23 protein-coding genes, 1 tRNA gene and 1 pseudogene are annotated in these 24,202 nt (G+C 62.1%); 11 read left to right on the top strand and 14 right to left on the bottom strand.

Translation table 11 applies throughout. The features are described from left to right. Positions 1–157 precede the first annotated feature (157 nt). Positions 158–571 (top strand): hypothetical protein, encoded by a 414-nt coding sequence (locus PYH37_RS15820; RefSeq protein WP_280735864.1) that lies wholly within the window; start codon positions 158–160, stop codon positions 569–571. Positions 572–652: 81 nt separating this feature from the next. On the opposite strand, the gene PYH37_RS15815 is transcribed toward PYH37_RS15820, so the two are convergent. After that, positions 653–727 (bottom strand) — tRNA-Gln (locus tag PYH37_RS15815). A 227-nt stretch (positions 728–954) separates the two neighbouring features. Between PYH37_RS15815 and PYH37_RS15810 the strand changes: the two genes are divergently transcribed. Both PYH37_RS15810 and PYH37_RS15805 read left to right on the top strand, forming a co-directional pair. Next, positions 955–1,251 carry a cupin domain-containing protein gene (locus PYH37_RS15810; protein WP_280735863.1) on the top strand — a complete coding sequence of 99 codons (297 nt, stop codon included), beginning with the start codon at positions 955–957 and terminating at the stop codon, positions 1,249–1,251. Between the two features lie 17 nt (positions 1,252–1,268). Continuing rightward, complete coding sequence (locus tag PYH37_RS15805; protein WP_280735862.1) at positions 1,269–2,192, top strand: MBL fold metallo-hydrolase; 924 nt, start codon at positions 1,269–1,271, stop codon at positions 2,190–2,192. A 10-nt stretch (positions 2,193–2,202) separates the two neighbouring features. Here PYH37_RS15805 and PYH37_RS15800 read toward each other — a convergent pair whose 3' ends face one another. Further along, the gene (locus PYH37_RS15800) at positions 2,203–3,111 is read right to left on the bottom strand and encodes a DUF1499 domain-containing protein (RefSeq protein WP_280735861.1); all 909 of its coding nucleotides are present in this window, start codon (positions 3,109–3,111) and stop codon (positions 2,203–2,205) included. Between the two features lie 354 nt (positions 3,112–3,465). Here PYH37_RS15800 and PYH37_RS15795 point away from each other — a divergent pair, with 354 nt between their 5' ends. Together PYH37_RS15795 and PYH37_RS15790 are read left to right on the top strand one after the other, a co-directional pair. Next, a complete protein-coding gene (locus tag PYH37_RS15795) occupies positions 3,466–3,855 on the top strand; it encodes a hypothetical protein (RefSeq protein WP_342394668.1) in 390 nt (129 codons plus the stop codon). A gap of 385 nt (positions 3,856–4,240) precedes the next feature. Further along, complete coding sequence (locus PYH37_RS15790; RefSeq protein WP_280736062.1) at positions 4,241–4,525, top strand: hypothetical protein; 285 nt, start codon at positions 4,241–4,243, stop codon at positions 4,523–4,525. Positions 4,526–4,788: 263 nt separating this feature from the next. On the opposite strand, the gene ppdK is transcribed toward PYH37_RS15790, so the two are convergent. The 5 genes and pseudogenes from ppdK to PYH37_RS15765 all read right to left on the bottom strand — a co-directional run bounded on the left by ppdK (position 4,789) and on the right by PYH37_RS15765 (position 13,138). Beyond that, positions 4,789–7,479 carry a pyruvate, phosphate dikinase gene (gene ppdK / locus PYH37_RS15785; RefSeq protein ID WP_280735859.1) on the bottom strand — a complete coding sequence of 897 codons (2,691 nt, stop codon included), beginning with the start codon at positions 7,477–7,479 and terminating at the stop codon, positions 4,789–4,791. A 130-nt stretch (positions 7,480–7,609) separates the two neighbouring features. Continuing rightward, complete coding sequence (locus PYH37_RS15780) at positions 7,610–11,071, bottom strand: chromosome segregation SMC family protein (protein WP_280735858.1); 3,462 nt, start codon at positions 11,069–11,071, stop codon at positions 7,610–7,612. Between the two features lie 241 nt (positions 11,072–11,312). Beyond that, positions 11,313–11,544: pseudogene (locus PYH37_RS32445) on the bottom strand (endonuclease domain-containing protein); the annotation flags it as partial. 155 nt (positions 11,545–11,699) lie between these two features. Then, positions 11,700–12,509: a DsbA family protein gene (locus PYH37_RS15770; protein ID WP_280735856.1), complete on the bottom strand. Its 810-nt coding sequence runs from the start codon at positions 12,507–12,509 to the stop codon at positions 11,700–11,702. A gap of 122 nt (positions 12,510–12,631) precedes the next feature. Then, the gene (locus tag PYH37_RS15765; protein WP_280735855.1) at positions 12,632–13,138 is read right to left on the bottom strand and encodes a DUF721 domain-containing protein; all 507 of its coding nucleotides are present in this window, start codon (positions 13,136–13,138) and stop codon (positions 12,632–12,634) included. A gap of 90 nt (positions 13,139–13,228) precedes the next feature. Here PYH37_RS15765 and mutY point away from each other — a divergent pair, with 90 nt between their 5' ends. From mutY to PYH37_RS15750, 3 genes are all read left to right on the top strand, one after another. Next, positions 13,229–14,317: an A/G-specific adenine glycosylase gene (gene mutY / locus PYH37_RS15760; protein ID WP_280735854.1), complete on the top strand. Its 1,089-nt coding sequence runs from the start codon at positions 13,229–13,231 to the stop codon at positions 14,315–14,317. Between the two features lie 75 nt (positions 14,318–14,392). Continuing rightward, a complete protein-coding gene (locus PYH37_RS15755; RefSeq protein WP_280735853.1) occupies positions 14,393–15,010 on the top strand; it encodes an HAD family hydrolase in 618 nt (205 codons plus the stop codon). Positions 15,011–15,156: 146 nt separating this feature from the next. Continuing rightward, entirely contained in the window at positions 15,157–16,194 is a 1,038-nt protein-coding gene (locus PYH37_RS15750; RefSeq protein WP_280735852.1) for a calcium-binding protein, read from the top strand. Positions 16,195–16,377: 183 nt separating this feature from the next. Here the strand turns inward: PYH37_RS15750 and PYH37_RS15745 are convergent, their stop codons facing one another. The 3 genes from PYH37_RS15745 to PYH37_RS15735 all read right to left on the bottom strand — a co-directional run bounded on the left by PYH37_RS15745 (position 16,378) and on the right by PYH37_RS15735 (position 18,377). Further along, on the bottom strand, positions 16,378–17,508 hold the full coding sequence (locus PYH37_RS15745) for a site-specific DNA-methyltransferase (protein WP_280735851.1): 1,131 nt from the start codon (positions 17,506–17,508) through the stop codon (positions 16,378–16,380). A gap of 184 nt (positions 17,509–17,692) precedes the next feature. Next, the gene (locus PYH37_RS15740) at positions 17,693–18,052 is read right to left on the bottom strand and encodes an antibiotic biosynthesis monooxygenase family protein (protein ID WP_280735850.1); all 360 of its coding nucleotides are present in this window, start codon (positions 18,050–18,052) and stop codon (positions 17,693–17,695) included. A 4-nt stretch (positions 18,053–18,056) separates the two neighbouring features. Continuing rightward, entirely contained in the window at positions 18,057–18,377 is a 321-nt protein-coding gene (locus tag PYH37_RS15735) for an NIPSNAP family protein (protein ID WP_280735849.1), read from the bottom strand. A gap of 73 nt (positions 18,378–18,450) precedes the next feature. Between PYH37_RS15735 and PYH37_RS15730 the strand changes: the two genes are divergently transcribed. After that, complete coding sequence (locus PYH37_RS15730) at positions 18,451–19,134, top strand: ArsR/SmtB family transcription factor (RefSeq protein ID WP_280735848.1); 684 nt, start codon at positions 18,451–18,453, stop codon at positions 19,132–19,134. On the opposite strand, the gene PYH37_RS15725 is transcribed toward PYH37_RS15730, so the two are convergent. From PYH37_RS15725 to PYH37_RS15715, 3 genes are all read right to left on the bottom strand, one after another. Then, on the bottom strand, positions 19,131–19,580 hold the full coding sequence (locus PYH37_RS15725; protein ID WP_280735847.1) for a DUF1284 domain-containing protein: 450 nt from the start codon (positions 19,578–19,580) through the stop codon (positions 19,131–19,133). The two genes, PYH37_RS15730 and PYH37_RS15725, sit on opposite strands and share 4 nt — an antisense overlap. Continuing rightward, entirely contained in the window at positions 19,577–20,170 is a 594-nt protein-coding gene (locus tag PYH37_RS15720) for a biotin transporter BioY (protein ID WP_280735846.1), read from the bottom strand. Before PYH37_RS15720 ends, PYH37_RS15725 begins: the two co-directional genes overlap by 4 nt. Before the next feature lie 185 nt (positions 20,171–20,355). Continuing rightward, a complete protein-coding gene (locus PYH37_RS15715; RefSeq protein WP_280735845.1) occupies positions 20,356–21,024 on the bottom strand; it encodes a GntR family transcriptional regulator in 669 nt (222 codons plus the stop codon). A gap of 170 nt (positions 21,025–21,194) precedes the next feature. Between PYH37_RS15715 and PYH37_RS15710 the strand changes: the two genes are divergently transcribed. Together PYH37_RS15710 and PYH37_RS15705 are read left to right on the top strand one after the other, a co-directional pair. Further along, a complete protein-coding gene (locus tag PYH37_RS15710) occupies positions 21,195–21,890 on the top strand; it encodes an HAD family hydrolase (protein ID WP_280735844.1) in 696 nt (231 codons plus the stop codon). Between the two features lie 219 nt (positions 21,891–22,109). Continuing rightward, positions 22,110–23,216 (top strand): branched-chain amino acid ABC transporter substrate-binding protein, encoded by a 1,107-nt coding sequence (locus PYH37_RS15705; RefSeq protein ID WP_280735843.1) that lies wholly within the window; start codon positions 22,110–22,112, stop codon positions 23,214–23,216. Between the two features lie 267 nt (positions 23,217–23,483). Here the strand turns inward: PYH37_RS15705 and PYH37_RS15700 are convergent, their stop codons facing one another. Next, positions 23,484–24,029 (bottom strand): hypothetical protein, encoded by a 546-nt coding sequence (locus tag PYH37_RS15700; RefSeq protein WP_280735842.1) that lies wholly within the window; start codon positions 24,027–24,029, stop codon positions 23,484–23,486. Between the last annotated feature and the right edge of the window lie 173 nt (positions 24,030–24,202).

Genomic DNA, 24,202 nt, shown 5'->3' with positions numbered 1-24,202 from the left:
TTTCTGCAACGCTTCGGATTTTCCTGAATCGGAACGCCGGGAGCCGATTTTCTTTCCTTCCTTTTGACGTTAGAGGCTCAACGGATCGCTTGGAAAACCGGGGGATTCCGGCCTTCCGCGCTGCAGATTTCAGGACAAGCACCAAAGGGACAGAGATATGAACTTCCGCATGATGACGGTGGCCGGCCTTGCGCTGGTCCTTGCCGGCTGTACGACGACTACAGGGGTGACGAGAAACGCGGTCGAGGCCCGCTGGCTGGGCCAGCCCGCCGGCACCTTCTTCGCCCAATACGGCCCGCCGATTTCCGACGTCGAAGCCGGAAGCGACACCATCTATAGCTGGAAGGGCGGCTACAAGACCCGCAAGATCCCGGCCGAATACGAAAAAACCGCCGACGGCAAACGCGGCAAGCGCATTTCCGCCGCCCGTACGGAATATCTGAGCTGCGCCGTCCAACTCACCGTCTCCTCCGACTACGTCATCCGCTCAATCCGCATCGCCGGCGACCGCAAACGCGCAAACGGCCCGAGCTGGTGCGAAGAGTTCTTGGGTGGCGCGAAGGCGGAGTGAAACCAACCGACCAAACATCGTCAGAAATCCGCCGGCGAAAGTCGGCGTTTTTTGTCGCTTCGAAGGTATTTTGATCGAATGTGGCTGGGGCGCCTGGATTCGAACCAGGGAATGGCGGTACCAAAAACCGCTGCCTTACCGCTTGGCTACGCCCCAACGGAGCTGGCGAGAAATTACCTCGCCAAATCGAGCGCCTGATTAGCAAAGCTCGTGCGCCGTCACAATGCTTAACTTCGCGTTGCGCGCAAATTTGTTACTGCCTACCTTCCTTCCACACGGCATCCGCTCATTCGCCCAAAGGCCGCAATGGCTAACGATCCTGTACCTAGGCCCGTTTCCTCCTTCGATCCTTTGGCCTATTGTCGCCGCAAATGGAGACCTTGATGAGCCCGTTTCGCGCCCGCCCGCCTGCCGTTCCAACCGTTCTGCTCGACGACACCGTCGTGCGCATCATCCGTTGGGATTTCGAGCCTGGCGCCGATACGGGGCACCACGTTCACGGGCTCGGCTATGTCGTCGTGCCGATGACGGACTGCCAGTTCCTGGTGGAAGAGGAAGGCGGCAGCCGCAGGGTCGATGTCGCAAAGGGCATCGCTTACCGGCGCGACGCGGGCGTCGCGCATAATGTCGTCAATGCGGGCAGCGAGCCGATGTCCTTCATCGAGATCGAATACAAGTGAAAGCCAGGAAGAGACGCATGCAAGGCCCGGAGTTCGATCTCGATTTCAAGCCGGCCCACGGCCAGGCGGTGGCGGTTGCAGAGGACGTGCAGCGCATTACCGTCAACAACCCCGGTCCCTTCACCTTCCACGGCACCAATACCTATATCGTCGGCCGCCGCTCCGTCGTGGTCATCGATCCGGGGCCGGAGGATGCCGCGCATTTCAACGCGCTGATGACAGCGCTTGAAGGTCGCGAGGTGACCCATATCGCCGTCAGCCATACGCATCGCGACCATTCGCCACTCGCCCGCCGCCTCAAGGCTGCGACAGGGGCGCTGATCATTGGTGAAGGTCCGCATCGGGGCGCCCGGCCCTTGCACCAGGGCGAAACCAATCCCTTCGCCGAAAGCTCGGATATGGAATTTGCCCCCGACGTCGCCCTCTCGGACGGCGCAAAGGTCGAAGGCGATGGCTGGAGACTTACGGCGCTTGCCACGCCGGGACACACGGCTAACCACATGGCCTTTGCGCTTGATCACACGGGCATCCTCTTTTCCGCCGACCACGTGATGGCCTGGGCGACGACCATCGTCGCGCCGCCGGATGGCGCCATGGCCGACTATATGGCTTCGCTCGAAAAGCTCCTCGGGCGCGACGACCGGCTCTATCTGCCCGGCCATGGCGGCCCGGTTACCGAGCCCGGCTCGTTCCTGCGCGGGCTCAGGGCGCATCGCAAGATGCGCGAGCGCGCCGTACTCGAACGCATCAGCGCCGGCGACCGGAAGATCCCGGATATGGTGAAGGTGATCTATGCTTCGACCGATCCGCGGCTTCACGGGGCGGCAGAGCTCTCAGTCCTTGCCCACATGGAAGACCTGATCGAGCAGGGCCGCGTCGAGACCGATGGACCGCCCTCGCTTCTCGGCGATTATCGCCTGATGCCCGGCGGCGCCGGATGAAGGGCCGCGATCAATCGCCGGCTATCCCCAGCAGTTCTGCATCGAGAGCCCGCAAAAATTCTTCCGCGAACTGAGCGCCCATGCCGAGGTCATGCGGCCCGTAGCGCGAGGCCACCCGCAGATCGACAAGGGTGGTCTCCGCCTCCTCGCGCAGCCTGATCAGCACGTCGAAGCGGAAGCCGACGATCAAAGTGCGCCATTCGCCCTGCAGCACGACATCGCCCGAGCGGCGTCCCGGTATGCCGCCATCGAGCCCCGGCGCGGGCCGCCAGGCCGGCACCGGAATGACATCCGGCTCGCTATTCGCATCCGCACCCGCGCCAGACCGCACCGCCAGATCCTCAAGGTTGGCCCGCGCGTTTTCGGTCCCGAGTTCCGCCGTCGTGCCGACGCGCGTTTCATCGACGACCTTGCGGACGCCCTGAAACACGCGGTCGAGTGCGCCATCATAGCGCCGGCCGGTGAGCCCCGGATAAGCGGCGATCCGCGCCTCGCGATCCTGCGGCGTAACGGTCGGGTTGCGTTTCAGCCAACTCCTTTCCGCCTCGGGCACCTTGATCCAAGGCGGCGGCGTCACCGTGTCGGTGCTGATATCGTAGATAGCCGGCCGCATCAGATACTGCACGGCTCCATAGCCGAGAAAGCCGAGCGGAAGCGCCGCATAGGCGATAGCCGAGATCGAAGCGATGCCGCCGACCGCCGCCACCTGCCACAGACGCGTGAGGCCGATGGCCGCCAGCAGCAGGCCGATCAAGGCAAAGGCGCCGGATAGCGACGCCAGCGCCAGAAAATGCGGGGTCGTCAGGGGACCGAAACGATGCGCCAGTACCGACAGCACGAAGATCGCAAAGGCGATGCGGGCCAAACGGCGCGCCCAATGGGCAGCATGGGAATAGGGACGCTCGTAGCGAACAATCATATAACGGAATCAATCCCAGGCGGAACAGACCTCGCTTTCTTAGACCATGGCCGATGCCCTGGGAACAGAAATGCTCTGGCCATCCGAACAAACACTATGCGGTTGCATAGGCGCCGCAAATTCGCCATTCTCGTTAACAAGCTATTGGACATGATATTTCCGGCCGGCTGTTTCGGGACCGGGGAAGTGAACTGGAGGCATTTGGCCGGCATCGAAAGCCACTGCATGGTTCCTTAAATCGGAACCGATTTAAGAATAAAGCCATGCAGCAGGTCAAAGTGTTGCAGCGACCTTTGTGCCTCTGAAAGATGCACGGCGCTGTAACAAACGCGCGGCAAGCAACGGAGAAACATCATGGTCGCATCGGAAACAACCATGGAAATTGCCGTCCCCGCCCCTCCGCCTCAGACTGGCGAAGCGGCCATTCCGATGGCGCTGCTCGAGCTGGAACTTTCTCTCGACCACTTTTCCGGAAACAAAGAGGATTTTGCGGCTTTCATCCGCACGGTGGCGGACGATGTCGGCGGCGAATTCCTCTTCGCTCTGCCGGCCTCCGGTCTCATTGAAGATTGTCTGACGATCGCCGCCATTCGTTACGGTGAAACCGAAGACAAGGCGCCGATGATCCTGTTCGTCTGCCTCGATGGGGATGGAAGCACAATTCGCGTGGAGCAGCCGAGCGAGCGAACGGCCGACCTCAAGAGCTTTGCGGAAGCCTTCGTCGGCGTGCTGGAGCAGATCTGACACGTTGCTATGCAGGTTTCCTTGAATCGGGGCCGATTTAAGAGAAACATGCAGAAATTCAAAGTGCTACAGCGATCTTTGTGCGTCTGAAAAGACGCACGGCGCTGTCGGCGGCGATTGACCAGTCGCGTGCAACCGGCGCATGATATTCCATCGGATTGAATCGCGCCCTGCGGATCCAACGTTATGCGTCGCTCCCTCTTGTTTGCAGCCTCATCGCGCAGAGAACGCGAGGCCACGATCATTTTCCCTCATTCAGCAGTGGATATGACTGCCCGGTTTGCGGCCGACCTCTGTCAGGAGGATCTGTTCGCTCGTCATCCGCCGATGGCGGGTTGACGCTGCAGTACCGCCGCGCACTGCGCGCGTCGATCAGGAGGTGATGATGACGATGATGACCATGAGACTGCTGCCGCTCGCAGCCGCAGGGCTGCTGCTCGCCGCGTGCCAGACGATGACGCCCGAGGAGCGTCGCGCCGCAGACGCGAACACCTGTGCCTCCTACGGCTTCCGACGGGGCACCGACGCCTTTGCCACCTGCCTGCAGCGGATCGAACTCGACCGTCGCGCCGAGCGGCGCAGCCTGCGCTACAGTAACGACTTGATGTTGTGGGGCTGGAACCGGCCGGTCGTCGTCGAGCGGCGGGTGATCGTCACACAGAACCGATAGCGCGGGATGAGGAAAAGTGTGCGCGGTTTTCCGCCCGCATCCCGCGCTAAATTATTAGACTCGATCATGTTCATGATTTTAGTTCGATCCGACCTAAAATCATCGTGATCTAGTGCATGTATCCTTAAATCAGAACCGATTTAAGGATAAAAACATGCAGCGATTCAAAGTGCTACAGCGATCTTTGTGCGTCTGAAAAAGACGCGCGGGACTCAAGCGGGCGGGACCACCGATCGTCGTCTGACAATGTGCGTCGGCAGTCATCAACTTGCCGCCAACGCCTGCTCCTTGCTGCTGCCGTTGATCGACGCCTGTGCAGCCGCCAGCCGGGCGATCGGCACCCGGAATGGCGAACAGGAAACGTAGTCGAGCCCCGCCTCCTCGCAGAAGCGGATCGAGGCGGGATCGCCGCCATGCTCGCCGCAAATGCCGAGCTTCAGCCCATTCTTGGTGCGGCGTCCACGCTCTGCTGCAATCTGGATCAACTCGCCGACGCCTTCGAAATCGAGCGACACGAAGGGGTCCTGTTCGATGATGCCCTTCTGCTGATAGGTGGCGAGAAACTGGGCGGCATCGTCACGCGAGATGCCGAAGGTGGTCTGCGTCAAGTCATTGGTGCCGAAGGAGAAGAAGTCGGCCGCCTCGGCGATCACGCCGGCCCGCAGGGCCGCCCGCGGCAGCTCGATCATCGTGCCGATCAGATAGTCGATGCCGATGCCCGCCTCTCCGATCACATCCTTGGCAACCGCGTCTATCCGTTCCTTGACGTAATCGAGCTCGGAGCGCAGACCCACGAGCGGCACCATGATCTCGGGGACCACAGGAGCACCGGTCTTCTGTGCCGCCTCGACCGCGGCCTCGAAAATGGCACGGGCCTGCATTTCGGCAATTTCCGGATAGGAGATCGCCAGGCGGCAACCGCGATGCCCAAGCATCGGGTTGAATTCGTGTAGCGCGTCCACCCGCTCGCGCAGATGCGCTGGGTCGAGCGACAGGACGCCGGCGACTTCGGCGATTTCCTCGTCGGTCTTCGGCAGGAACTCGTGCAGCGGCGGGTCAAGCAGCCGGATCGTCACCGGCAGCCCGTGCATGATCGAGAAGAGTTCGACGAAGTCTGAGCGCTGCATCGGCAGAAGCTTAGCAAGCGCCACCCGCCGGCCTTCTTGGTCTTCGGCCAGGATCATCTCGCGCATCACATTGATGCGGTCGTCCTCGAAGAACATGTGCTCGGTGCGGCAGAGGCCTATGCCTTCGGCACCGAAGGAGCGTGCCGCACGCGCATCGGCCGGGGTCTCAGCGTTGGTGCGCACCGTCATCCGACGGCTCTGATCGGCCCATTGCATGATCTTGCCGAAATCGCCGGAAAGCTCCGGCTGGAGCATCGGGATCTCGCCTTTCAGCACCTGGCCGGACGATCCATCGATGGTGATGACGTCGCCCTTCTTCAGCGTCACGCTTGCGGCAATCAGCAGCTCGTTGCGCGGGTCGACGCGGATGTTGCCGGCACCCGAAACGCAAGGCGTGCCCATGCCGCGCGCAACGACGGCGGCGTGGCTCGTCATGCCGCCGCGCGTCGTCAGAATTCCCTCCGCGGCGTGCATACCGTGGATATCCTCAGGGCTCGTTTCGATGCGGACCAGAATGACCTTGCGGCCCTCCTTGTCGGCCTGGACCGCCTCCTCGGAGGTAAAAACCATCTCGCCCGTCGCAGCACCCGGCGAGGCGGGCAGTCCGGAGCCGATGATATCGCGGCGCGCATGCGGATCGATCGTTGGGTGCAGGAGCTGGTCGAGCGAAGCGGGGTCAATGCGCGCCACGGCCTCTTCCTTTGAGATCAGCCCCTCCTCGGCCATGTCGACGGCGATTTTCAGCGCCGCCTTGGCAGTGCGCTTGCCGGAGCGCGTCTGCAGCATCCACAGCTTGCCGCGTTCGATCGTGAATTCGAGGTCCTGCATATCGCGGTAGTGCCGTTCGAGGGCGTTGCAGATCGCCTCAAATTCGGCAAAAGCCTCCGGCATCAGCTTTTCCAGCGACGGCTTGTCAGAGCCCGAAGCGATGCGGGAAGCCTCGGTGATATTCTGCGGCGTGCGGATGCCCGCCACCACGTCCTCCCCCTGCGCGTTGACCAGGAACTCTCCGTAGAGTTCCTTCTCACCGGTCGAGGGATTGCGCGTGAAGGCGACGCCGGTCGCGGACGAATTGCCGAGATTGCCGAACACCATGGCCTGGACGTTGACTGCAGTGCCCCAGCCGGCCGGTATGGCGTGGAGATGGCGGTAGGTGATCGCGCGCGGGTTCATCCAGCTCGAAAAGACGGCGCCGATGGCGCCCCAGAGCTGGACCTCGGGGTCCTGCGGAAAGGGCTCGCCAAGCACCTCCTCGATCGCCTCCTTGTAGCGCGTTATGACGTGCTGCCATTCGACGGCCGAAAGCTCCGTATCCTGCTCGTGACCAAGACGCCCCTTTTCGTCTTCCAGGATCTCCTCGAAGATCTCATGGTCGACCCCCATGACTACATCGCCATACATCTGGATGAAGCGCCGGTAGCTGTCCCAGGCGAAGCGCGCATCGCCGGCATCATGTCCGAGGGCATGAACCGACTGATCGTTGAGGCCGAGGTTCAGAACGGTGTCCATCATTCCGGGCATCGAGGCGCGGGCACCGGAGCGAACGGAGAGGAGGAGCGGATGCGCGGTATCGCCGAAGACGCGGCCGGTGATCTCCTCCGTTCGGGCAATGCCCTCGCGTACCTGCTCGCGCAGGCCCTTGGGCATGGTCTTGCCATTCTCGAAATAGCTGTTGCAGGCATCCGTGACGATCGTCAGGCCGGGCGGAACCGGCAAGCCGAGATTGCACATCTCCGCCAGGTTCGCGCCCTTTCCCCCGAGCCTGTTGCGCTCTTCGGCGCGCCCCTCGGCCTTGCCTCCGCCGAAGGTATATACCCATTTCGTCATGCCTGTTCTCCACCCAGAAACAGCTTTTCTGACGGTCTACAGTATATGTTTCGGGCTGAAAATGCACTTGGCCAAGATTTTTGCTGCAGTGCATCAATTTTAGAGTCAGCGAGCGAAATCCACGGAAGTCTCAGACGGCTTCGCGCAACCGCTCGGCCGTTTGCAGGTCGACAGAGACGAGCTGCGAGACGCCCTGCTCGGCCATGGTGACGCCGAACAGGCGGTTCATGCGGGCCATGGTGATCGGATTGTGGGTGATGATGATGAACCGCGTTTCGGTCGATGCCGCCATCTCGTCCATCAGGTTGCAATAGCGCTCGACATTATGATCGTCGAGCGGCGCGTCGACTTCGTCGAGCACGCAGATCGGCGCCGGATTGGTCAGGAAGACGGCGAAGATCAGGGCCATTGCCGTCAGCGCCTGCTCACCGCCCGAGAGCAGTGTCATCGTCTGCGGTTTCTTGCCGGGCGGCCGGGCGAGAATTTCGAGGCCGGCTTCCAGTGGATCGTCGCTCTCGATCAATTGCAGTTCCGCGGTGCCGCCGCCGAAGAGATGCGTAAAGAGCCGCTGGAACTGGCCATTGACCACGTCGAACGCCGCAATCAATCGTTCGCGGCCCTCGCGGTTGAGATTCTGGATGGCGCTGCGCAGCTTGCGGATGGCCTCGATCACGTCGTCGCGCTCCTTCAGCAGCGCCGCAAGGCGTTCGGCAAGCTCCTTCTGCTCTTCGTCGGCGCGCAGGTTGACGGCGCCCAGCCGTTCCCGCTCGACCTTCAGCCGCTCAAGCTCGCGCTCGACGCCGCGCATTTCAGGCAATACCTCATCGACGGCAAGGCCAGTCAGCCGCATCACCTCATGGGGTGCGCAGGAAAGCGCCTCAAGGATACGGGCCTCGATCTCGACGCGGCGCTCACGGGCCGAAACGAGCCGTTCCTCGGCCCGGCCGCGCTTTTCACGCGCTTCCGCAAGTTCCGAAAGCGCCGTCGCAGCAAGGCGATCGGCTTCACGCTGGCGGCTCTCCGCTTCTGCAAGAATGTCGGCTGCCTGCCGGCGCGACGCCTCCACCTTCTGCAATTCGTTCATTAGGCTACGGCGCTTGTCCTCGAACTCGTCGGGAGCATCGATCAGCTCCTCGACTTCATCGCGCGCTTCCGCCTCGCGATCGCGCAATGTGGCGATGTGCTCGTCGGCGCTCGCGGCCCGCGCCCTCCAGGTTTCCCGCTCACCGGCAATCGCCGAAAGCCGGCGAAGGCGCGCCTCGTTTTCGCGGGCAAGACCGTCATGGGCAGCGCGCGCTTCGGCAACGGCCGCGCGGTCGGTCGCGACTTCGGCCGTCTGGCTGCGCAGTCGCAGATCGACTTCCGAAAGATCCGCCTGACCGGCAAGGGCATCATTCGCGGCTTCGATCTGCTCGGCGACCTCTTCAACCTGCCCTTCCACCTGAAGCTTCGTCTCGGCGAGCACCGCGCGACGGCGAGCGAGATCGCCCGAGGCACGTTCAGCGACTGCCAATGCGTCGCGAGCGTCGGCGAGCTGTTTGGAGATCATCCGCTGGGCGTCGCGCGAAAGTCGAAGCCGCTCGTCGTCGGTGCGAATGCGCGCACCGGCGGTTGCAAGCTCCGCCTCGGCCCGCCGCAGGGCCTCCGTTGCATCGTCCGCTTCGCCTTCGAGCTCCGAAAGGCGGTTCTTCTGGGCAAGCCGCAGCGCCGCCGCGCTCGGCGCCTCCGATCCGGTCACGTGACCATCCCACCGCCAGACCGCGCCTTCCTTCGTCACCAGGCGCTGCCCGGTCATAAGGAGCGGCAGCAGGCGCTCGGCCTGCGCTTCGTTTTCCACGATGCCGATCTGAGTTAGAGTTCTTCTTAGCGCCTCCGGCCCGTGCACATAGCCGATCAAAGGCGTGGCACCTATCGGCAGCGCCGGATCGTTCGCGTGATCGCCGGGCATCCGCCAATGCGAGGGCGCCGCCTGTTCCAAGGGCGAATCGAGATCGTCGCCAAGGACCGCACCGAGCGCCGTCTCGAAGCCGCGTTCGACCTTCATCTCTTCAACCACCGCCGGATAGGCGCTGGCCCCGGCGGCTTCCAGCATCCGGCGGATCGTGCGTGCCTCGGTTTCGATGCCGTTCAGCCTCGCGCGCGCCTGATCGACCGGCGGGCGGGCGGCAGCTTCGTCCGCCCGGGCGGCCGCGAGCGCCTCTTCAACCATGACAACGGCAGCTTCGGCCTCCTCCAGCGCGGCTTCCGCAACCTCCACCTGGCCCCGCTTTTCGTGCGGATCGGGGAGTGTGGCCATCTGGCGATCGAGATCGTCGAGATCGCGTGCCTGATCCGCGAGCTGGCGAAGAAGGCGCGCCTGCCGGTCGGAGAGGTCGCGCAACGTTCTTTCGATCTGATTGCGTGCGGCTTGCGCTTCGGCGCGCTCGGCTGTCAGCCGGGCAAGGTCGGCTTCGCTCGCCGAGAGTTTGTCGTTCGTCTCATCCAGCCTGTCGCGCGCCGCCGCGGCGCGGTCGTCCGCCTCCGCCAGAACGTCCCGCAGCTCCGCTTCTTCCTCATCGAGGCGGGCGAGAATGTGGGCATTTTCCGTCACGAGCCGTTCTTCGCGCGCAATATCTTCGGCAAGTTGCGCCAGCCGGCGCTGCAGTTCGTCGCGCCGCCGCAGGATCCGGCTCGCATCCTCCTCGAGTTGCGAGCGGGCGATCTGAAGGCGCTGCAAAGCGGCTGCGAATTTTGCTTCATTCTCGCGCAATTCCGGAAGCTTGAGGCTGGCAATTGCCTGGGCCTTGGCGGCCTCCATCTGCGCCTGCGCCTTCTCGGCAACATGCGCGGTAATCTGGTTCAATTGGCTGGTCGCCTCGGCTTCTGCCTCCTTGGCCTGCACCCAGCGGATGTGGAAAAGAATTGCCTCGTGCCGACGGATATCGGCCGACAGCATCTTGAAGCGATTGGCCTGGCGTGACTGTCGCTTAAGGCTTTCGATCTGGCTTTCGAGCTGGGAGGTCACGTCATCCAGGCGTTCGAGATTGGTTTCGGCCGCCCTAAGCCGAAGTTCTGCCTCGTGACGGCGCGAGTGCAGGCCGGAAATGCCGGCGGCTTCTTCGAGCAGTTGCCGGCGCGCCTGCGGCTTGGCGGCAATCAGCTCGCCGATCCGGCCTTGGCCGACCATCGACGGCGAGCGCGCGCCGGTAGAGGCGTCGGCGAACAGCAATTGGACATCCTTGGCGCGCGCTTCCTTGCCGTTGATGCGGTAGAGCGAACCCTGCTCGCGCTCGATCCGGCGCGTCACCTGGATTTCGTCACTGTCGTTGAAGGCTGCGGGCGCCGTTCGATCGCCGTTGTCGAGATAGAGGCCGACTTCCGCCGTGTTGCGCGCCGGCCGGTTGCCCGATCCGGAAAAGATCACGTCGTCCATGCCGGAGGCGCGCATGTTCTTGTAGGAGTTCTCGCCCATCACCCAGCGCAGCGCCTCGACGAGGTTCGACTTGCCGCAGCCGTTCGGCCCGACCACCCCCGTCAGACCGCGCTCGATGATGAATTCCGTCGGCTCAACGAAGGATTTGAAGCCGAGCAGGCGAAGCTTGTTGAACTTCATGGGCGGCACGCTGGGGGGAGAGACCGATACCCCCCTCTGCCCTGCCGGGCATCTCCCCCGCAAGGGGGGAGATCGGCCGGAAGCACGAATCTGCCCAAAGACAACATGGCAATTGCCGAAAGCACGACGTCCCTCGGTCGAGGCGAAAGATAAGTGGCCGGGCGGGGCATCGCCGCTTGCTGATCTCTCCCCTTGTGGGGGAGATGCCCGGCAGGGCAGAGGGGGGTAACCTGCGAAGGCATCACTCGAACGCCCCCTTCCCGATCACCCCGCACGATATGCTCGCATACATCGTCGACGTCGCGCAGCACATCGTCATTCCAGAAACGCAAGACCGTCCAGCCATCCGCCTCTAGACCTAGGGTGCGCTGCCGATCGTGGTCGAGATTGCCCGGTCTCGCATGCTGCGACCCGTCGACTTCGACTATCAGGCGATGCTCCGCACAAGCAAAATCGACGATGCAGCCGTTAATCCGGGTTTTCAGCGAAACATCACCGTGAGGCATGTCGAGACCTCACCGGCTGCAGTGTATGTCTCCTATTGCTCAGGACGGCAGAGGAAGACTCCGGAACGAAAAAAACGGGCGCACGGCTGCTGCCGTCGCCCGTTGTCAGGAAAAGCGAAGGATCAGAGCTTGCTGTCGATGAGGGCCGACATAACGTCAACCGACATGTCTCCCGAATAGTGCTCACCATTAACGAAGAAGGTCGGCGTCGATTTCACCCCGAACTCCTTGGCGCCCCTCTGCATTACTGCATTCACATCATCCAGAAGTTTTTGGTTCGTCAAGCAGGCCTCGAAGCTCTCCTGTGTAAAACCCGCGAGTTTCGACATCTGCAAGAGCGCGTCGCGGCCATTCTGTGCAGCGGCCCATTGTTCCTGCTGCTTGAAGAGCATGGAGATCATCGGGAAATACTGGCCCTCTGGCGCGCAGCGCGCCAGCATGAAGGCGGCTGCCGCGCGCGGATCGAAGGGGAATTCGCGCACAATGAAGCGCACCTTGCCGCTGTCGATATATTTCGCCTTGATGGCATCGAAGGTCTTGTTGTGGAAGTTGGCGCAGTGCGGGCAGGTCATCGACATGTATTCGACGATCGTCACCGGCGCGTTGGCTTCGCCCACCGCCATTTCCGGCAGCGGCCCCGGTTCCATGAGTTTCGCCACATCGACGGTGCCTTCCGACTGCGGGAGGTCGGCCTTAGCGGCCGGAGCGGCCGCCTGCGCTACTTCGGTGCCGGCGGGTTTCGCTTCGGAGGCGGCGGGCGTCGCCGTCGTGGATGCGGTGGTCGTTGCGTCAGCGCTTGCCGTTATCTCGCTCGGCGCCTTGGAAGCCGTCTCCTTCTTCTCGTCGCTGCAAGCTGCGAGCACCAGGGCAATCGCTGCAACGGCAACACCGCTCAGCAGGCGTTTCGGGAGGCTCATTTCGGAAGCGGACATGACAGGACCCGTGTTCTATGAGGGAAAATTGAAGTGTGATTTCGATAACTTGCCGTGTGCGGGACGACAAGGGGTGGTGCTTCAACTGAAGTCAAAGAATTGTGACCGCCTGATGGTCGCCCTTATTTCCTGCGCGGCGAAAGCACTGCGGTGCCAAGCCGTTTCAGCGCCGTCTTAAGGGCCTCGCTCTCGATGCCTTCCATCATGGTTTCGAGCCGACGAGCCGCCTCGCCCACCAGTAGGCGCGGCCGACGATGGGGCTTGGGCGGTGCGGCCACCGGTTTCTGGACGATGCGCACCTGGCCGATTGCGTAAAAACCGAAGAAGCCGTTGATGCGCTGGATCAGTTCACCTTGTGCGTGGGTCAGGAAAAGCGCCCGTGCCCCCTCGCAGGCGATGGTCAGGACGCCCGGCTGGTAGCCGCCTTCGCCTCCGATTTCGGAGGCTCGCCGTGGCCAGGCGATTTTTTCGGGCCGGGTGCAATCGGCAAATTCCTCCCCGGCAATCTCGTCCCACGACCCGAGCAGCATCGTGTTGATGCCTGCACGCTTCGCCAGCACCGGATCGATCAGGCCGTTGGCGACCTCGCTGATCTGGACGACGCCCTTTCGGGCCTTTGCTTGATTCACCGGAACGACTTTCTGTTTGCAACTCCTATTGAGCCTTGCAGCTCAAGCTGGCGTCCGCCAAGTATAGGCCGGAAAAGGACTGCCCGGCAAATGATGCGCAACACCTTAATAGCGATGGACGCCGCCGACCGTCTGCTCAACTGGTACGATCGCCACCACCGCGAACTGCCGTGGCGGGTCTCGCCGCCCATGGCGCGAAATGGCGCAACTCCCGATCCCTACCATGTCTGGCTGTCCGAAGTGATGCTGCAGCAGACTACCGTCCAGGCGGTCAAGGCCTATTTCGAGAAATTTCTGACGTTGTGGCCGACGGTTGAAGACCTCGCCGCCGCCGAAACCGAGGACGTCATGAAGGCCTGGGCCGGCCTCGGTTATTATGCCCGCGCACGTAACCTGAAGAAATGCGCCGAAGCGGTGGCGCGCGATCATGGCGGACGTTTTCCGGATCGTGAGGAAGGGCTAAGAGCGCTTCCGGGCATCGGCGACTACACAGCCGCCGCGCTGGCAGCGATCGCGTTCAACCGTCGAAGCGCCGTTCTCGACGGCAATGTCGAACGTGTCATTTCCCGCCTGTTTGCGATCGAGACGCCGCTGCCTGCTGCCAAGCCGGAGATGCGGGCGCTGGTCTCCGACCTTACGCCGGCCGACCGGCCGGGTGACTTCGCGCAAGCCATGATGGACCTCGGGGCAACGATCTGCACGCCGAAGCGCCCGGCCTGCTCGCTCTGTCCGTTCCGGGCGAACTGTCTGGCGCTTGCGACGGCCGACCCCGAGACATTCCCGCGAAAGGGGGTGAAGAGGGAAAAACCGCTCCGCCGCGGCGCCGCCTTCGTTGCGATCGACAGCTCCAATGCCGTCTACCTGCAGAAGCGTGCCGAAACGGGCCTGCTCGGTGGCATGACGGAAGTGCCCGGCACCGACTGGACCGCCAGGCGCGACGGCGAAACCTCGATCGAGGCGCAGCCTTTTGCCGCACCCTGGGAGCCCTGCGGAGCGATAACCCACATCTTCACACATTTCGAGTTGCGCCTTTCCGTCTACCGCGCCAATGTCGCGCACGCAGTCACCGCTGCCAACGGATGGTGGGAACCGATGGCGTCGCTCAAGGCGCAGGCGCTTCCGACTGTCATGAAAAAGGCAATTGCCCAGGCTATACCGCATGCGTTCAAAACCGGGTAAAGCGAGCACCGCGCAGAAGAAAACGAGGCGGCTTTTCGTCCACGTCGCTCGGTTGTTATCGTTCGGGAATTGATAATGAGCAGCATCGACATCCGTCACATCGTGTTCGACATCGGCAAGGTGCTGATCCACTATGACCCGCATCTCCCCTATTGCCGCATCATTCCGGACGAAGCGGAGCGCAATTGGTTTTTCGCCAATGTTTGCACCCAAGACTGGAACGTAGAGCAGGATCGCGGCCGCTCCTGGAAAGAGGCCGAAGCCCTGCTGATCCAGAACCATCCGGAACGGGAGGAGCATATCCGCGCCTTCCGCCGGCACTGGCACGAAATGGTGCCGCACGCCTATGTCGGGACGGTTTCGATCATGGAGAGCCTGATCACCGACGGCCGCGACGTGACGATGCTGACGAACTTCGCCTCCGACACGTTTCGCGAAGCACAGCAGCTCTATCCGTTCCTGACGCTGCCGCGCGGGGTTACGGTCTCCGGCGATGTGGGCCTCATCAAGCCCGACGTCGCAATCTACAGTGCCCATGCGAAGACATTCGACCTCATTCCCGAAGCGACGCTCTTCATCGACGACAGCATGGCAAATGTGGAGGGTGCGAAGGCTGCCGGATGGCAAGCAGTCCATTTCACCGATCCGCAGAAACTGAGGGTCGACCTGGCAGCCTACGGCGTTCACTCCTGAGATCTCTCCGCCGCGCAGCGTCCAGGATTTCCGACACCGAACGGTCTTCGAATTCACGAAAACGCCGCAATCGGTTCACCGGCCATTCAGCTTCGCCGCTCCATGATCAGCATTAGAATTCAACACCTTCGCTGAAAGGCCGAGCAATGGTCACGCGCATCTACGGTACGAACTACGCCGACATCATCAAGCAGAACGGCTATGTGGCGGTGGAAATCTATGCCTATGACGGCAATGACAGCATCTATTTGAACAGGACCGACAGCTACGGCGGATACAACTTTGTCGACGCGGGATACGGCAACGATGTTGTCGTGAACTACTTCGAAGGCGGCAATGATATCTATATGGGCGCAGGTGACGATCTCTATATCGCCGATGCGCGCGCCCGCGACGCAAGCTCGTATGATCTCGTTTACGGCGGCAGCGGCAATGACCGCTTCGAGATCGAAACCTACGCCAGCGATTACTATGGCGAGAGCGGCAACGACACCTTCCTCTCGGTCGGCTTCAAGAACTATTTCAACGGCGGCACCGGCATCGATACGATCAGCTATCAGTTGCAGGACGACTGGAGCTCGGAGCGCGGCAAGGGCGTGACGATCGACCTTGGCTACAAATATGCGACCACCGGCACGGGCCGGCGCGAGGACCTGATCAGCATCGAGAACGCGACCGGAACGAACTACGGCCATGACGACATTACCGGCAGTTCCGTCGCCAATGTGTTGCGCGGGCTCGGCGGCAACGACATTCTCGACGGCCTCGGCGGCAATGATTTCCTCGACGGCGGCAGCGGTGCGGATAGTCTCTATGGCGGCTCCGGCGCCGATATCCTGCGCGGCGGCGCTGGCTTCGATTACCTGACGGGTGGCACCGGTGCCGATAATTTCGACTTCAATTCGATCACCGAGACGGCGGTCGGTAGCAGGCGCGATGTGATCACCGATTTCCATCGATCGGAATACGACGTAATCGACCTTTCGACGATCGACGCCGACGTGACCTGGAGCGGAAATCAGAGCTTCACCTATATCGGCAGCCACGCCTTCACCGGCGAGGCGGGCGAGTTGAATTTCCGCTCCGGGGTGATCTCGGGCGACGTCAACGGTGATGGTTACGCCGATTTTCAGATCAAGGTAAACGGCGTTTCCACCCTGCGGGTTGACGACTTCTTTCTGTAACCCGCTCAGGCCTTTGGATCCAGAGCCTCACCGCTCTTGCGGTGGGCTTTTCCATTCATCTACATCTCGAATACAAACGCCCGGAATCCTCGCGGATTCCGGGCGTTTAAAGCTCTCCTTCCGGGACTGAAGGTACAAAAACCGGGCGGAGCGCTTTTCGAAGACCTAAGCGGAACTGGTTGATCAGTTCAGTTTTGCCAGGTCATTTCGAATGACGGACCTGAGTTCGTCGATGGGTTTCAAGGTATTCCCCTCTTCGAAATGCCAGAATGTCCATCCGTTGCAGGCGTCAAGACCCTGGACTTTCGCGCCGAGGCGATGAATGGAGCCAGCCTCGCCGCCGGACGCGAGCGTGCCGTCGGCGCGCACGATGGCGCTATAGCGGCGCTTTGCGTCCGTCAATACCGTGCCAGGCTTGATGAGGCCGCTTTCGATCAGCGTGTTGAAAGCGACGCGCGGTTCCGCCTTCTTGCCGGTCATGACCGAGAGCGTCGCCTTGCCGAGCGGCTCGACCGCGGCGATCCGTTCGGCGGCGGCGTCGATATAGTCCTGTTCGCGCTCGATGCCGACGAAGTGGCGGCCGAGGCGCTTGGCGACGGCGCCGGTAGTGCCTGAGCCGAAGAACGGATCAAGCACCACGTCGCCCGGCCTGGTCGAGGCCATCAGGATGCGGGCGAGCAAGGTTTCCGGCTTTTGGGTCGGATGCACCTTCTTGCCATCGTCGCCCTTCAAGCGCTCCGAACCGGAGCAGATCGGGAACAGCCAGTCGGACCGCATCTGCACGTCGTCGTTCGCCGCCTTCATGGCTTCGTAGTTGAAGGTGTAGCCCTTGGCCTTCGCATTCGGCGTCGCCCAGATCAGCGTCTCATGCGCGTTCTGGAAGCGGCGACCCTTGAAATTCGGCATCGGATTGGTCTTGCGCCAGATGATGTCGTTCAGGATCCAGAAATGCAGGTCCTGGAGGATCGCGCCGACCCGGAAGATGTTGTGATAGGAGCCGATCACCCAGAGCGTGCCGCTCGGCTTCAGAACGCGGCGGCAGGCAAGCAGCCAGGCGCGAGTAAAGGCATCATAGGCCTCGAAGGAGGCGAACTGGTCCCAATCATCGTCGACGGCATCGACCAGCGACTGGTCCGGCCGGTGCAGCATACCGCCGAGTTGGAGATTGTAAGGTGGGTCGGCGAAAACGACATCGACCGAATTATCGGGAAGCGCGTTCAGCGCGGCCACGCAATCTCCCTTGATGATGCTGTCGAGCCAGTTCAACGGACGGGCGGCACGGGAGATTTCGGCAAGCGAAACAACTGAAGACATTGGCAACTCGCAAATACGCTTACTCGGGATGACTATAGCACTATGGTTACCGAAGATGGTTACCAAAGCCTGAAGGCCGTCCGGAAAAAGTCTCACCGGTCTGAGAACGGTAGCTCAGGGCACTTTGGCAACCCCTATTTGAGCACGCATTTTGCCTTTCAACGTAGCCGTTCGCCGCGCCATCTCAGCCGGCGCGGGTTTCGTCGTGCCATTGGCGGCTGTCGTCAGGTGTTTCGCGGCGATCGTTGAGACCGTAGTCTCTGACGACGGCAGCGATCCTCAAGCGATAATCGGCGAAGACGCCTCGGCGTCCCGCCTCCTGCGCCGCGCGATGCTCGGCACCGTTGCGCCACGCCTTTACCGCCTCCTCGTCGCGCCAGAAGGAAAGCGACAGCAACTTGTTCGGATCGGCAAGGCTTTGGAAGCGTTCGATGGAAATAAAGCCGTCAATCCCGTCCAGCGAGGGACGCAGATCGGCGGCGATCCCGAGGTAGGTGTCGCGCTCCCCTTTTGCAGGCAGAACTTCGAAAATGACGGCGATCATCGTGTCATACCTTTCCGTGCGGCAGCGAAACATTCTTCAAAAAGATACGATCCTCTTTGAAGATGAAGCGCTCTCGCCGGGCAAATTCATAGTTCTCGCGCCCGAGCGGATCGGCGGCGAGGCGAGCCCGATAGGCCTCGTAGGCAGCGAGACTTTCGATGTTATAGACGCCGTACGCCGTCGTCGCCGAACCTTCGTGCGGGCTGAAATAGCCGATGAGGTCGGCGCCGCAGCGCGGAATGGCCTCGCCCCAATTGCGGGCGTAGGCGGCGAAATCGTCCTTGCGGAAAGGATCGATCTCATAGCGGATGAAACAGGTGATCACGGGCTTCTCCTTTTTTGATCGGTGCCCATTATGCCTGCTTGCCCATCCGGAATGCTTCGATTACCATCGAAGTATGAAGGAAGGTCCAGACATCACCCTCATCGGATCACTGATCGGCGATCCCGCGCGCGCCAACATGCTGACCGCCTTGATGGGCGGACGAGCGCTGACGTCGACGGAGCTGGCCGCTCATGCCGGCGTCACGCTGCAGACGGCGAGTTCGCATCTTGCCAAGCTGGAAGCTGGCGGATTGCTGACGCAGCGCAAGCAGGGCCGTCACCGCTACTACGCGTTGAGCGAGGATGAGGTCGGGCTGATGCTCGAAAGCCTCATGGGCTTTGCCGCGAGCCGCGGCCTGACGCGCCACCAGCCGGGACCGAGAGATCCGGCGCTCCGGAAAGCGCGTATCTGCTACAACCACCTCGCCGGCGATTATGGCGTGCGCATGCTGGACAGCCTGATCGCCGCTCGTCAAATCGAGGTCACGGGCGACGATGATCTGGCTCTGACCGATGCCGGGCGGATCCGCATCGAGGCTATCGGCATCGACTATGCCGCCCTTAAGAAATCACGCCGGCCGATCTGCCGCACCTGCCTCGACTGGAGCGAACGCCGATCGCATCTTGCCGGCTCGCTCGGCGAGGCATTGCTGACGCTCTTCATCGATAGGGGTTGGGCCAAGCGCGAGCAGAACAGCCGCGCCATTCGCTTCAGCCATGCAGGCGAAAAGGCGTTCCTGGAACTTTTTCCGCGTTAGTCGCACCGAGGTGTCGCCGAGGCGCCCGCGTCGACCAGCGCACCTCTGAACCCCTCGACGGCAATGCGCGTGCACAATGCGGACCATTCGCATTCGTCGCAGGCGGCGCGAATGGAGTCACGCGCGAAAGCAGCGCGCAAGGCATCGAGGCGGCTGGCGTCGAGAACGAGCATCGAGCCAACTCCAAGCGAAAATCCGAGCAGGTCCGCAACGGCGGCAAGCGCCCGATTGTCACGATCACGAATGTTTTCGTTGCAACAATGGGCTTCCGGCAAGCCCAGCATCGGAGCGCAAATATCGTCGGGCCCGTCGATGATCTCGATCGCCTCGCCAGCAGAAAGACGCTGCGCGATCCGGAGATAGTTGCGGGTGAACGAGGGCGTGTAGCCCTCGCCCACGAAGGTCAGCAGGCACAGGAGATGGTGCCCGCGCAACCGGATTGTCATAGCGCGTCCACCGATTTGCGGACGCAGTTCTGCACCGCCTTGAGGACCGCGGCCGCCAATGCCGATTTCAGGACTGCGCCGAGCACGAAGGGCGCCGCACCCAGCATGATGGCCTTTTCGGCGCCGATCACTGTCGCAAGCCACGCCGCGCCGACGACTAGGCACAGCATATTGGCCGAGAAATGCGCAGCGAAACTCAGCACCACCCGGTCGCCCGTCCAGCCGCGGGCGGCCAGCCAGCCGGCAAGGCCGCCGACCAGCGGGAACGAGACGAGATAGCCCGCCGTCGGCCCGGCAAAATGGGCAACACCGCCGGCACCATTGGCCAACACCGGCAGGCCGGCCATGCCTTCCGCCAACCAGACAAGAATGGTGAGGACGCCGAGGCGCCAACCGTAGAGCACGCCGATCATCGTCACGGCGAAAGTCTGCATGGTTATCGGCACAGGCACCATCGGCACGCTGATCTGCGAAGACAGCGCGAGAAACCCTGTGCCCGCGATCACAAACAGCGCCTTCAACGTCCATGTCCTTTCGTCAAGACGCAGCGGGTCGAAGCCGGGTGATTGAACGGAAACGAAATCTGACATCGATCCTCCTAACGAGCAAAATTATAGATAATTCAAAAAACTATCTATAATTATCCGATAGCGGGCAGAAGGGTACAGATCAAGGCGGAAACATCTGAAAAAACAGTCGAGGCAAATGTGAAGCCCGCGGCGCAAGCGAACGGTCGTCGAGGAAAATGGCGATCAGTGCGGTGCGCGGCCGGAAACTAGCCGATAATCGAAAATGCCTCGCGGATTTCACCGCCTGACGTCTTCACCGGCGTCCTGCCGATCCAGCCGACGTGACGCTCGAGAATGGCCGCAGCCTCCTCACCCCGTCCATGACGAAGAGCCGCCAGAATGGCACGATGGTCGTGATCGGTGCGCGCCTCCCAGCTTGAGCGCCAGGCGGAAAAAAGAAAACGAGCGCTTGCCGCATGGAGATCATCGATTGCGGCGAGCAGGCGAGGCATGGCGCAGGGCTCGAGAATCAAGCGATGGAAAGCGCGGTTTGCCGCCTCCCAGGAGCGCACGTCGCGAGAACTGTCGGCGGCGGCCGTCGCGGCCTCGGCTCTGTCGAGAATTGCCGGCGTCAGGTGAGGTATGGCATGGCGGAGCGCCAGCACCTCCAGTGCTGCGCGCATCTCAGCCACCTCGCGCACCTCCTTCAAATCGAAGGCTGCGACGCGCACGCCGCGGCGCGGCTCGCTGACGGCCAGACCCTGTGCTTCGAGCCGGCGGAAAGCCTCACGAACCGGCACGTGGCTGGCGCCGAATTCCTCGGCGACATGATCCTGCCTTAGCCGCTCGCCCGGCGGCAGGGCGCCGGAGATGATCCTTTCGGCGAGTGCCCGGCTGATTCGGCTTGCAAGCGTGTCGTCGCGTTCCTTGCTCATGGGCTACAGATAGAGTCGCGACCGGGACCTGTCGAGCAGAGCGCGGCGCCGTTCTGGCGATTTCCATAGGTTGAGCTTTGATCTGCCATCGTATAAACGTCTCGGGACCGTTTCCCGCGCCAGACTTCTCCCTGTCAGCCGCGACTTTTCTCCCAAGGAACTGATGCAAAATGACCGGTATCGACCTCATTATCTTCGATTGCGACGGCGTTCTCGTCGATTCCGAAATCATCGCCTCGGAAGTCGAGGCCGGATTGCTGACCGAGGCGGGCTATCCCATCAGCGTCGAAGAAATGGCCGAGCGCTTCGCCGGCATGACGTGGCACAACACATTGCTGGCAATCGAGAAGGAAGCGAGCATCCCGCTCTCCGCCTCGCTGATCGACAGGGTCGACGCCATTCTCGACAACCGCTTGGCGCGCGACGTCAAGATCATCGATGGGGTCAAGCCGGTGCTGGTGCAACTGACGCTGCCACATTGCATCTGCTCCAATTCCACCTCAGAGCGTCTTGCGACGATGCTCGGCAAGGTCGGCATCAAGGACCATTTCGGCAAACACATCTACTCCGCGCGTGACCTCGGACCGGACCGCGTCAAGCCGAAGCCGGATATTTTCCTGCACGGCGCCGCCCAATTCGGCGTCGATCCGTCGCGCGTTCTGGTCATCGAAGACTCGGTGCATGGCATCCATGGCGCCCGCGCCGCCGGCATGCGCGTCGTCGGCTTCACCGGCGGCTCCCACACCTTTCTGACGCATGCGGACAAGCTGACGGAAGCCGGCGCCGAAACGGTCATCTCGCGGATGGCCGCCCTGCCGGGCGTAATCGCAGCGCTAGCCGAATGGTCGGAGTCCATGACGGCCTAACCCCCGAAGGCCAGACAGCCCGATCGACCTTCCGCCCCGGCGGCCGTCGGAGCGGGAAAGTCCTCAGACCATAGTGGCGCGTGTCCATTTTGACTCGCGAAGGACGCCATGCCGCATTGAAGCCGCATGGCTTTCCTCCGACAATCTCCCCGGTTGTCGGGCCGCGCGTGAGCGCCATATCAAGCAAGCCCGCAAGGGTAACTCCAAGGAGGAAACATTATGCGTCTTTCACTATTGACCGGATTGACTTTGGCGGCGGGCGTCGCATTCGCGCCGCTTGCCCATGCCGACGTCACGATTGGTGTGATCACTCCGCTCACCGGCCCGGTTGCGGCTTTCGGCGAGCAGGTAAAGAACGGCGCCGAAGCGGCGGTCGAAGCCATCAACAATGCCGGCGGCATCAAGGGCGAGAAGATCGTCATCAAGATCCTCGACGACGCGGGCGAACCGAAGCAAGCGGTGTCGGTCTCCAACCAGCTCGCCGGCGAAGGTGTGCGTTACGTCGTCGGCCCGGTTCTTTCCGGCACCGCGATGCCGGCGTCCGATGTGCTCGCTGAGAACGGCATCCTGATGGTCACGCCGACGGCGACCACGCCGGATCTCACCACCCGAGGGCTCTGGAACGTATTCCGCACCTGCGGCCGCGACGACCAGCAGGCGGTCGTCGCTGCCGACTACGTCGTCAAGAACCTCAAGGACAAGCGCATCGCCGTGCTGCACGACAAGGGCCCCTACGGCAAGGGTCTCGCCGACGGATTCAAGGCCGCAATCAACGCCGGCGGCATCACCGAAGTCGTGTATGAGGGCCTGACACCCGGCGAAAAGGACTTCAGCGCCATCGTCACGCGCCTCAAGTCCGAGAATGTCGATGTCGTCTACTTCGGCGGCTATCACGCCGAAGGCGGCTTGCTCGTGCGCCAGATGCGCGACCAGGGCGTCAACGCTCAGCTTCTCGGCGGCGATGGCCTCTCCAATACCGAGTTCTGGGCGATCGGCGGCGACGCTGCCGCCGGCACGATCTACACCAATGCCAGCGACGCAACCCGCAATCCGGCAGCCGCTCCGGTGATCGAGGCTCTCAAGGCCAAGAACATCCCTGCCGAAGCCTTCACTCTCAATGCCTATGCAGCGGTTCAGGTCCTCAAAGCGGGCATTGAGAAGGCGGGATCGGTCGACGACCCGAATGCCGTTGCGACGGCGATCAAATCCGGCGATGAGATCGATACCGTCATCGGCAAGCTGACTTATGGCGAAACCGGCGACCTCACATCGCCGAGCTTCTCGCTCTACAAGTGGGACGCCGGCAAGAGCGTCGCGGTGGAATAGGCGAGCGCTTATGGGAAAAAGCAACGTCGGGGCCTTGCCCCGGCGTTTTGCGTTGGGGGATCGAGCGAAGTCTTCCGCCTGTCCACCCCTCTGCCCGCCTGCGCGGAGAGGGCTGGGGTCAGGGGCAAACATCGTCCACACGCCCCTAGAGCATCCCGCTTTCAAGCGGAACCGCCGGAAGCGGACAAGATGCTCTAGAATCTCAAGATGCTCTAGAATCTAGAGTGGTAGAGCGTCCTTTGTGCGTTCACTTGAACGCACGGCGCTCTAGTTCGTCCGGTACGGACCTTCGTCGAAGCCGACGAAAATCTTGGCTTCCGCGCCTGCACCGGCCGGCAGCGTGACATCGGCCTTGGTGAAAACGAACTGGGTGGTGGCGCTGCCTGCCGGAATCTCGACCGGATATTGGGTCAGTTCGGAATAGAGGGTCTTTTCGCCGTCGGTCGCAGCCACACGGATCGGCATCGTGATCTTGCCGGGTCCTCCGGCGGGACCGGCGACGACGCGACCCTGAGCGACCACCGTCACCGTTAGCTTGTCTTCGCCCTGCACGCACTGGCGCGTCGTATCGGCAAGCGAGGCTTGGTAGACGACTTTGCTCGGATCGTCTTTCGCGCCTTTCGCATAAGTCCGATAGGAGGAGGTGCCATCCCTGAGGCCAACCGGCGGGCAGGCCGCCTGGACCACGGCCGGCGTGGCGGCGCTCGCGCTGCCCCCCGTTTCGATGGCGCCACCTGTTTGCGTCTTGTTACAGCCGGCAACGGCCAAAAGGAGAGACACTGCGAGAAGACGACGGGATACTTTGCCAAACACGTTGCACAACCTCTACTGAACGGTTGAAACTCTTCGACCACAATGACTTCAGACAATCCAAACTCGTCATGGTCGACTTCAATAAGCGAGAACGCGATGCAGGCGGAGCCGCTTCAATCTTCGTCCTTGCCGCGCTCTCGACCGAAAACGATCGACTTGAGGCCTTTCTTGGC

The organism is Sinorhizobium numidicum, from assembly GCF_029892045.1.
GTDB classification, from domain to species: domain Bacteria; phylum Pseudomonadota; class Alphaproteobacteria; order Rhizobiales; family Rhizobiaceae; genus Sinorhizobium; species Sinorhizobium numidicum.
This window is presented reverse-complemented; position numbering and strand designations above follow the sequence as displayed.

Excerpts from the sequence above, each read along its gene's own strand:
- PYH37_RS15820 (WP_280735864.1), top strand. The coding sequence starts at position 158 with ATGAACTTCCGCATGATGACGGTGGCCGGCCTTGCGCTGGTCCTTGCC.
- PYH37_RS15810 (WP_280735863.1), top strand. The coding sequence starts at position 955 with ATGAGCCCGTTTCGCGCCCGCCCGCCTGCCGTTCCAACCGTTCTGCTC.
- PYH37_RS15805 (WP_280735862.1), top strand. The coding sequence starts at position 1,269 with ATGCAAGGCCCGGAGTTCGATCTCGATTTCAAGCCGGCCCACGGCCAG.
- PYH37_RS15800 (WP_280735861.1), bottom strand. The coding sequence starts at position 3,111 with ATGATTGTTCGCTACGAGCGTCCCTATTCCCATGCTGCCCATTGGGCG.
- PYH37_RS15795 (WP_342394668.1), top strand. The coding sequence starts at position 3,466 with ATGGTCGCATCGGAAACAACCATGGAAATTGCCGTCCCCGCCCCTCCG.
- PYH37_RS15790 (WP_280736062.1), top strand. The coding sequence starts at position 4,241 with ATGACGATGATGACCATGAGACTGCTGCCGCTCGCAGCCGCAGGGCTG.
- ppdK (WP_280735859.1), bottom strand. The coding sequence starts at position 7,479 with ATGACGAAATGGGTATATACCTTCGGCGGAGGCAAGGCCGAGGGGCGC.
- PYH37_RS15780 (WP_280735858.1), bottom strand. The coding sequence starts at position 11,071 with ATGAAGTTCAACAAGCTTCGCCTGCTCGGCTTCAAATCCTTCGTTGAG.
- PYH37_RS15770 (WP_280735856.1), bottom strand. The coding sequence starts at position 12,509 with ATGTCCGCTTCCGAAATGAGCCTCCCGAAACGCCTGCTGAGCGGTGTT.
- mutY (WP_280735854.1), top strand. The coding sequence starts at position 13,229 with ATGATGCGCAACACCTTAATAGCGATGGACGCCGCCGACCGTCTGCTC.
- PYH37_RS15755 (WP_280735853.1), top strand. The coding sequence starts at position 14,393 with ATGAGCAGCATCGACATCCGTCACATCGTGTTCGACATCGGCAAGGTG.
- PYH37_RS15750 (WP_280735852.1), top strand. The coding sequence starts at position 15,157 with ATGGTCACGCGCATCTACGGTACGAACTACGCCGACATCATCAAGCAG.
- PYH37_RS15745 (WP_280735851.1), bottom strand. The coding sequence starts at position 17,508 with ATGTCTTCAGTTGTTTCGCTTGCCGAAATCTCCCGTGCCGCCCGTCCG.
- PYH37_RS15740 (WP_280735850.1), bottom strand. The coding sequence starts at position 18,052 with ATGATCGCCGTCATTTTCGAAGTTCTGCCTGCAAAAGGGGAGCGCGAC.
- PYH37_RS15730 (WP_280735848.1), top strand. The coding sequence starts at position 18,451 with ATGAAGGAAGGTCCAGACATCACCCTCATCGGATCACTGATCGGCGAT.
- PYH37_RS15725 (WP_280735847.1), bottom strand. The coding sequence starts at position 19,580 with ATGACAATCCGGTTGCGCGGGCACCATCTCCTGTGCCTGCTGACCTTC.
- PYH37_RS15720 (WP_280735846.1), bottom strand. The coding sequence starts at position 20,170 with ATGTCAGATTTCGTTTCCGTTCAATCACCCGGCTTCGACCCGCTGCGT.
- PYH37_RS15715 (WP_280735845.1), bottom strand. The coding sequence starts at position 21,024 with ATGAGCAAGGAACGCGACGACACGCTTGCAAGCCGAATCAGCCGGGCA.
- PYH37_RS15710 (WP_280735844.1), top strand. The coding sequence starts at position 21,195 with ATGACCGGTATCGACCTCATTATCTTCGATTGCGACGGCGTTCTCGTC.
- PYH37_RS15705 (WP_280735843.1), top strand. The coding sequence starts at position 22,110 with ATGCGTCTTTCACTATTGACCGGATTGACTTTGGCGGCGGGCGTCGCA.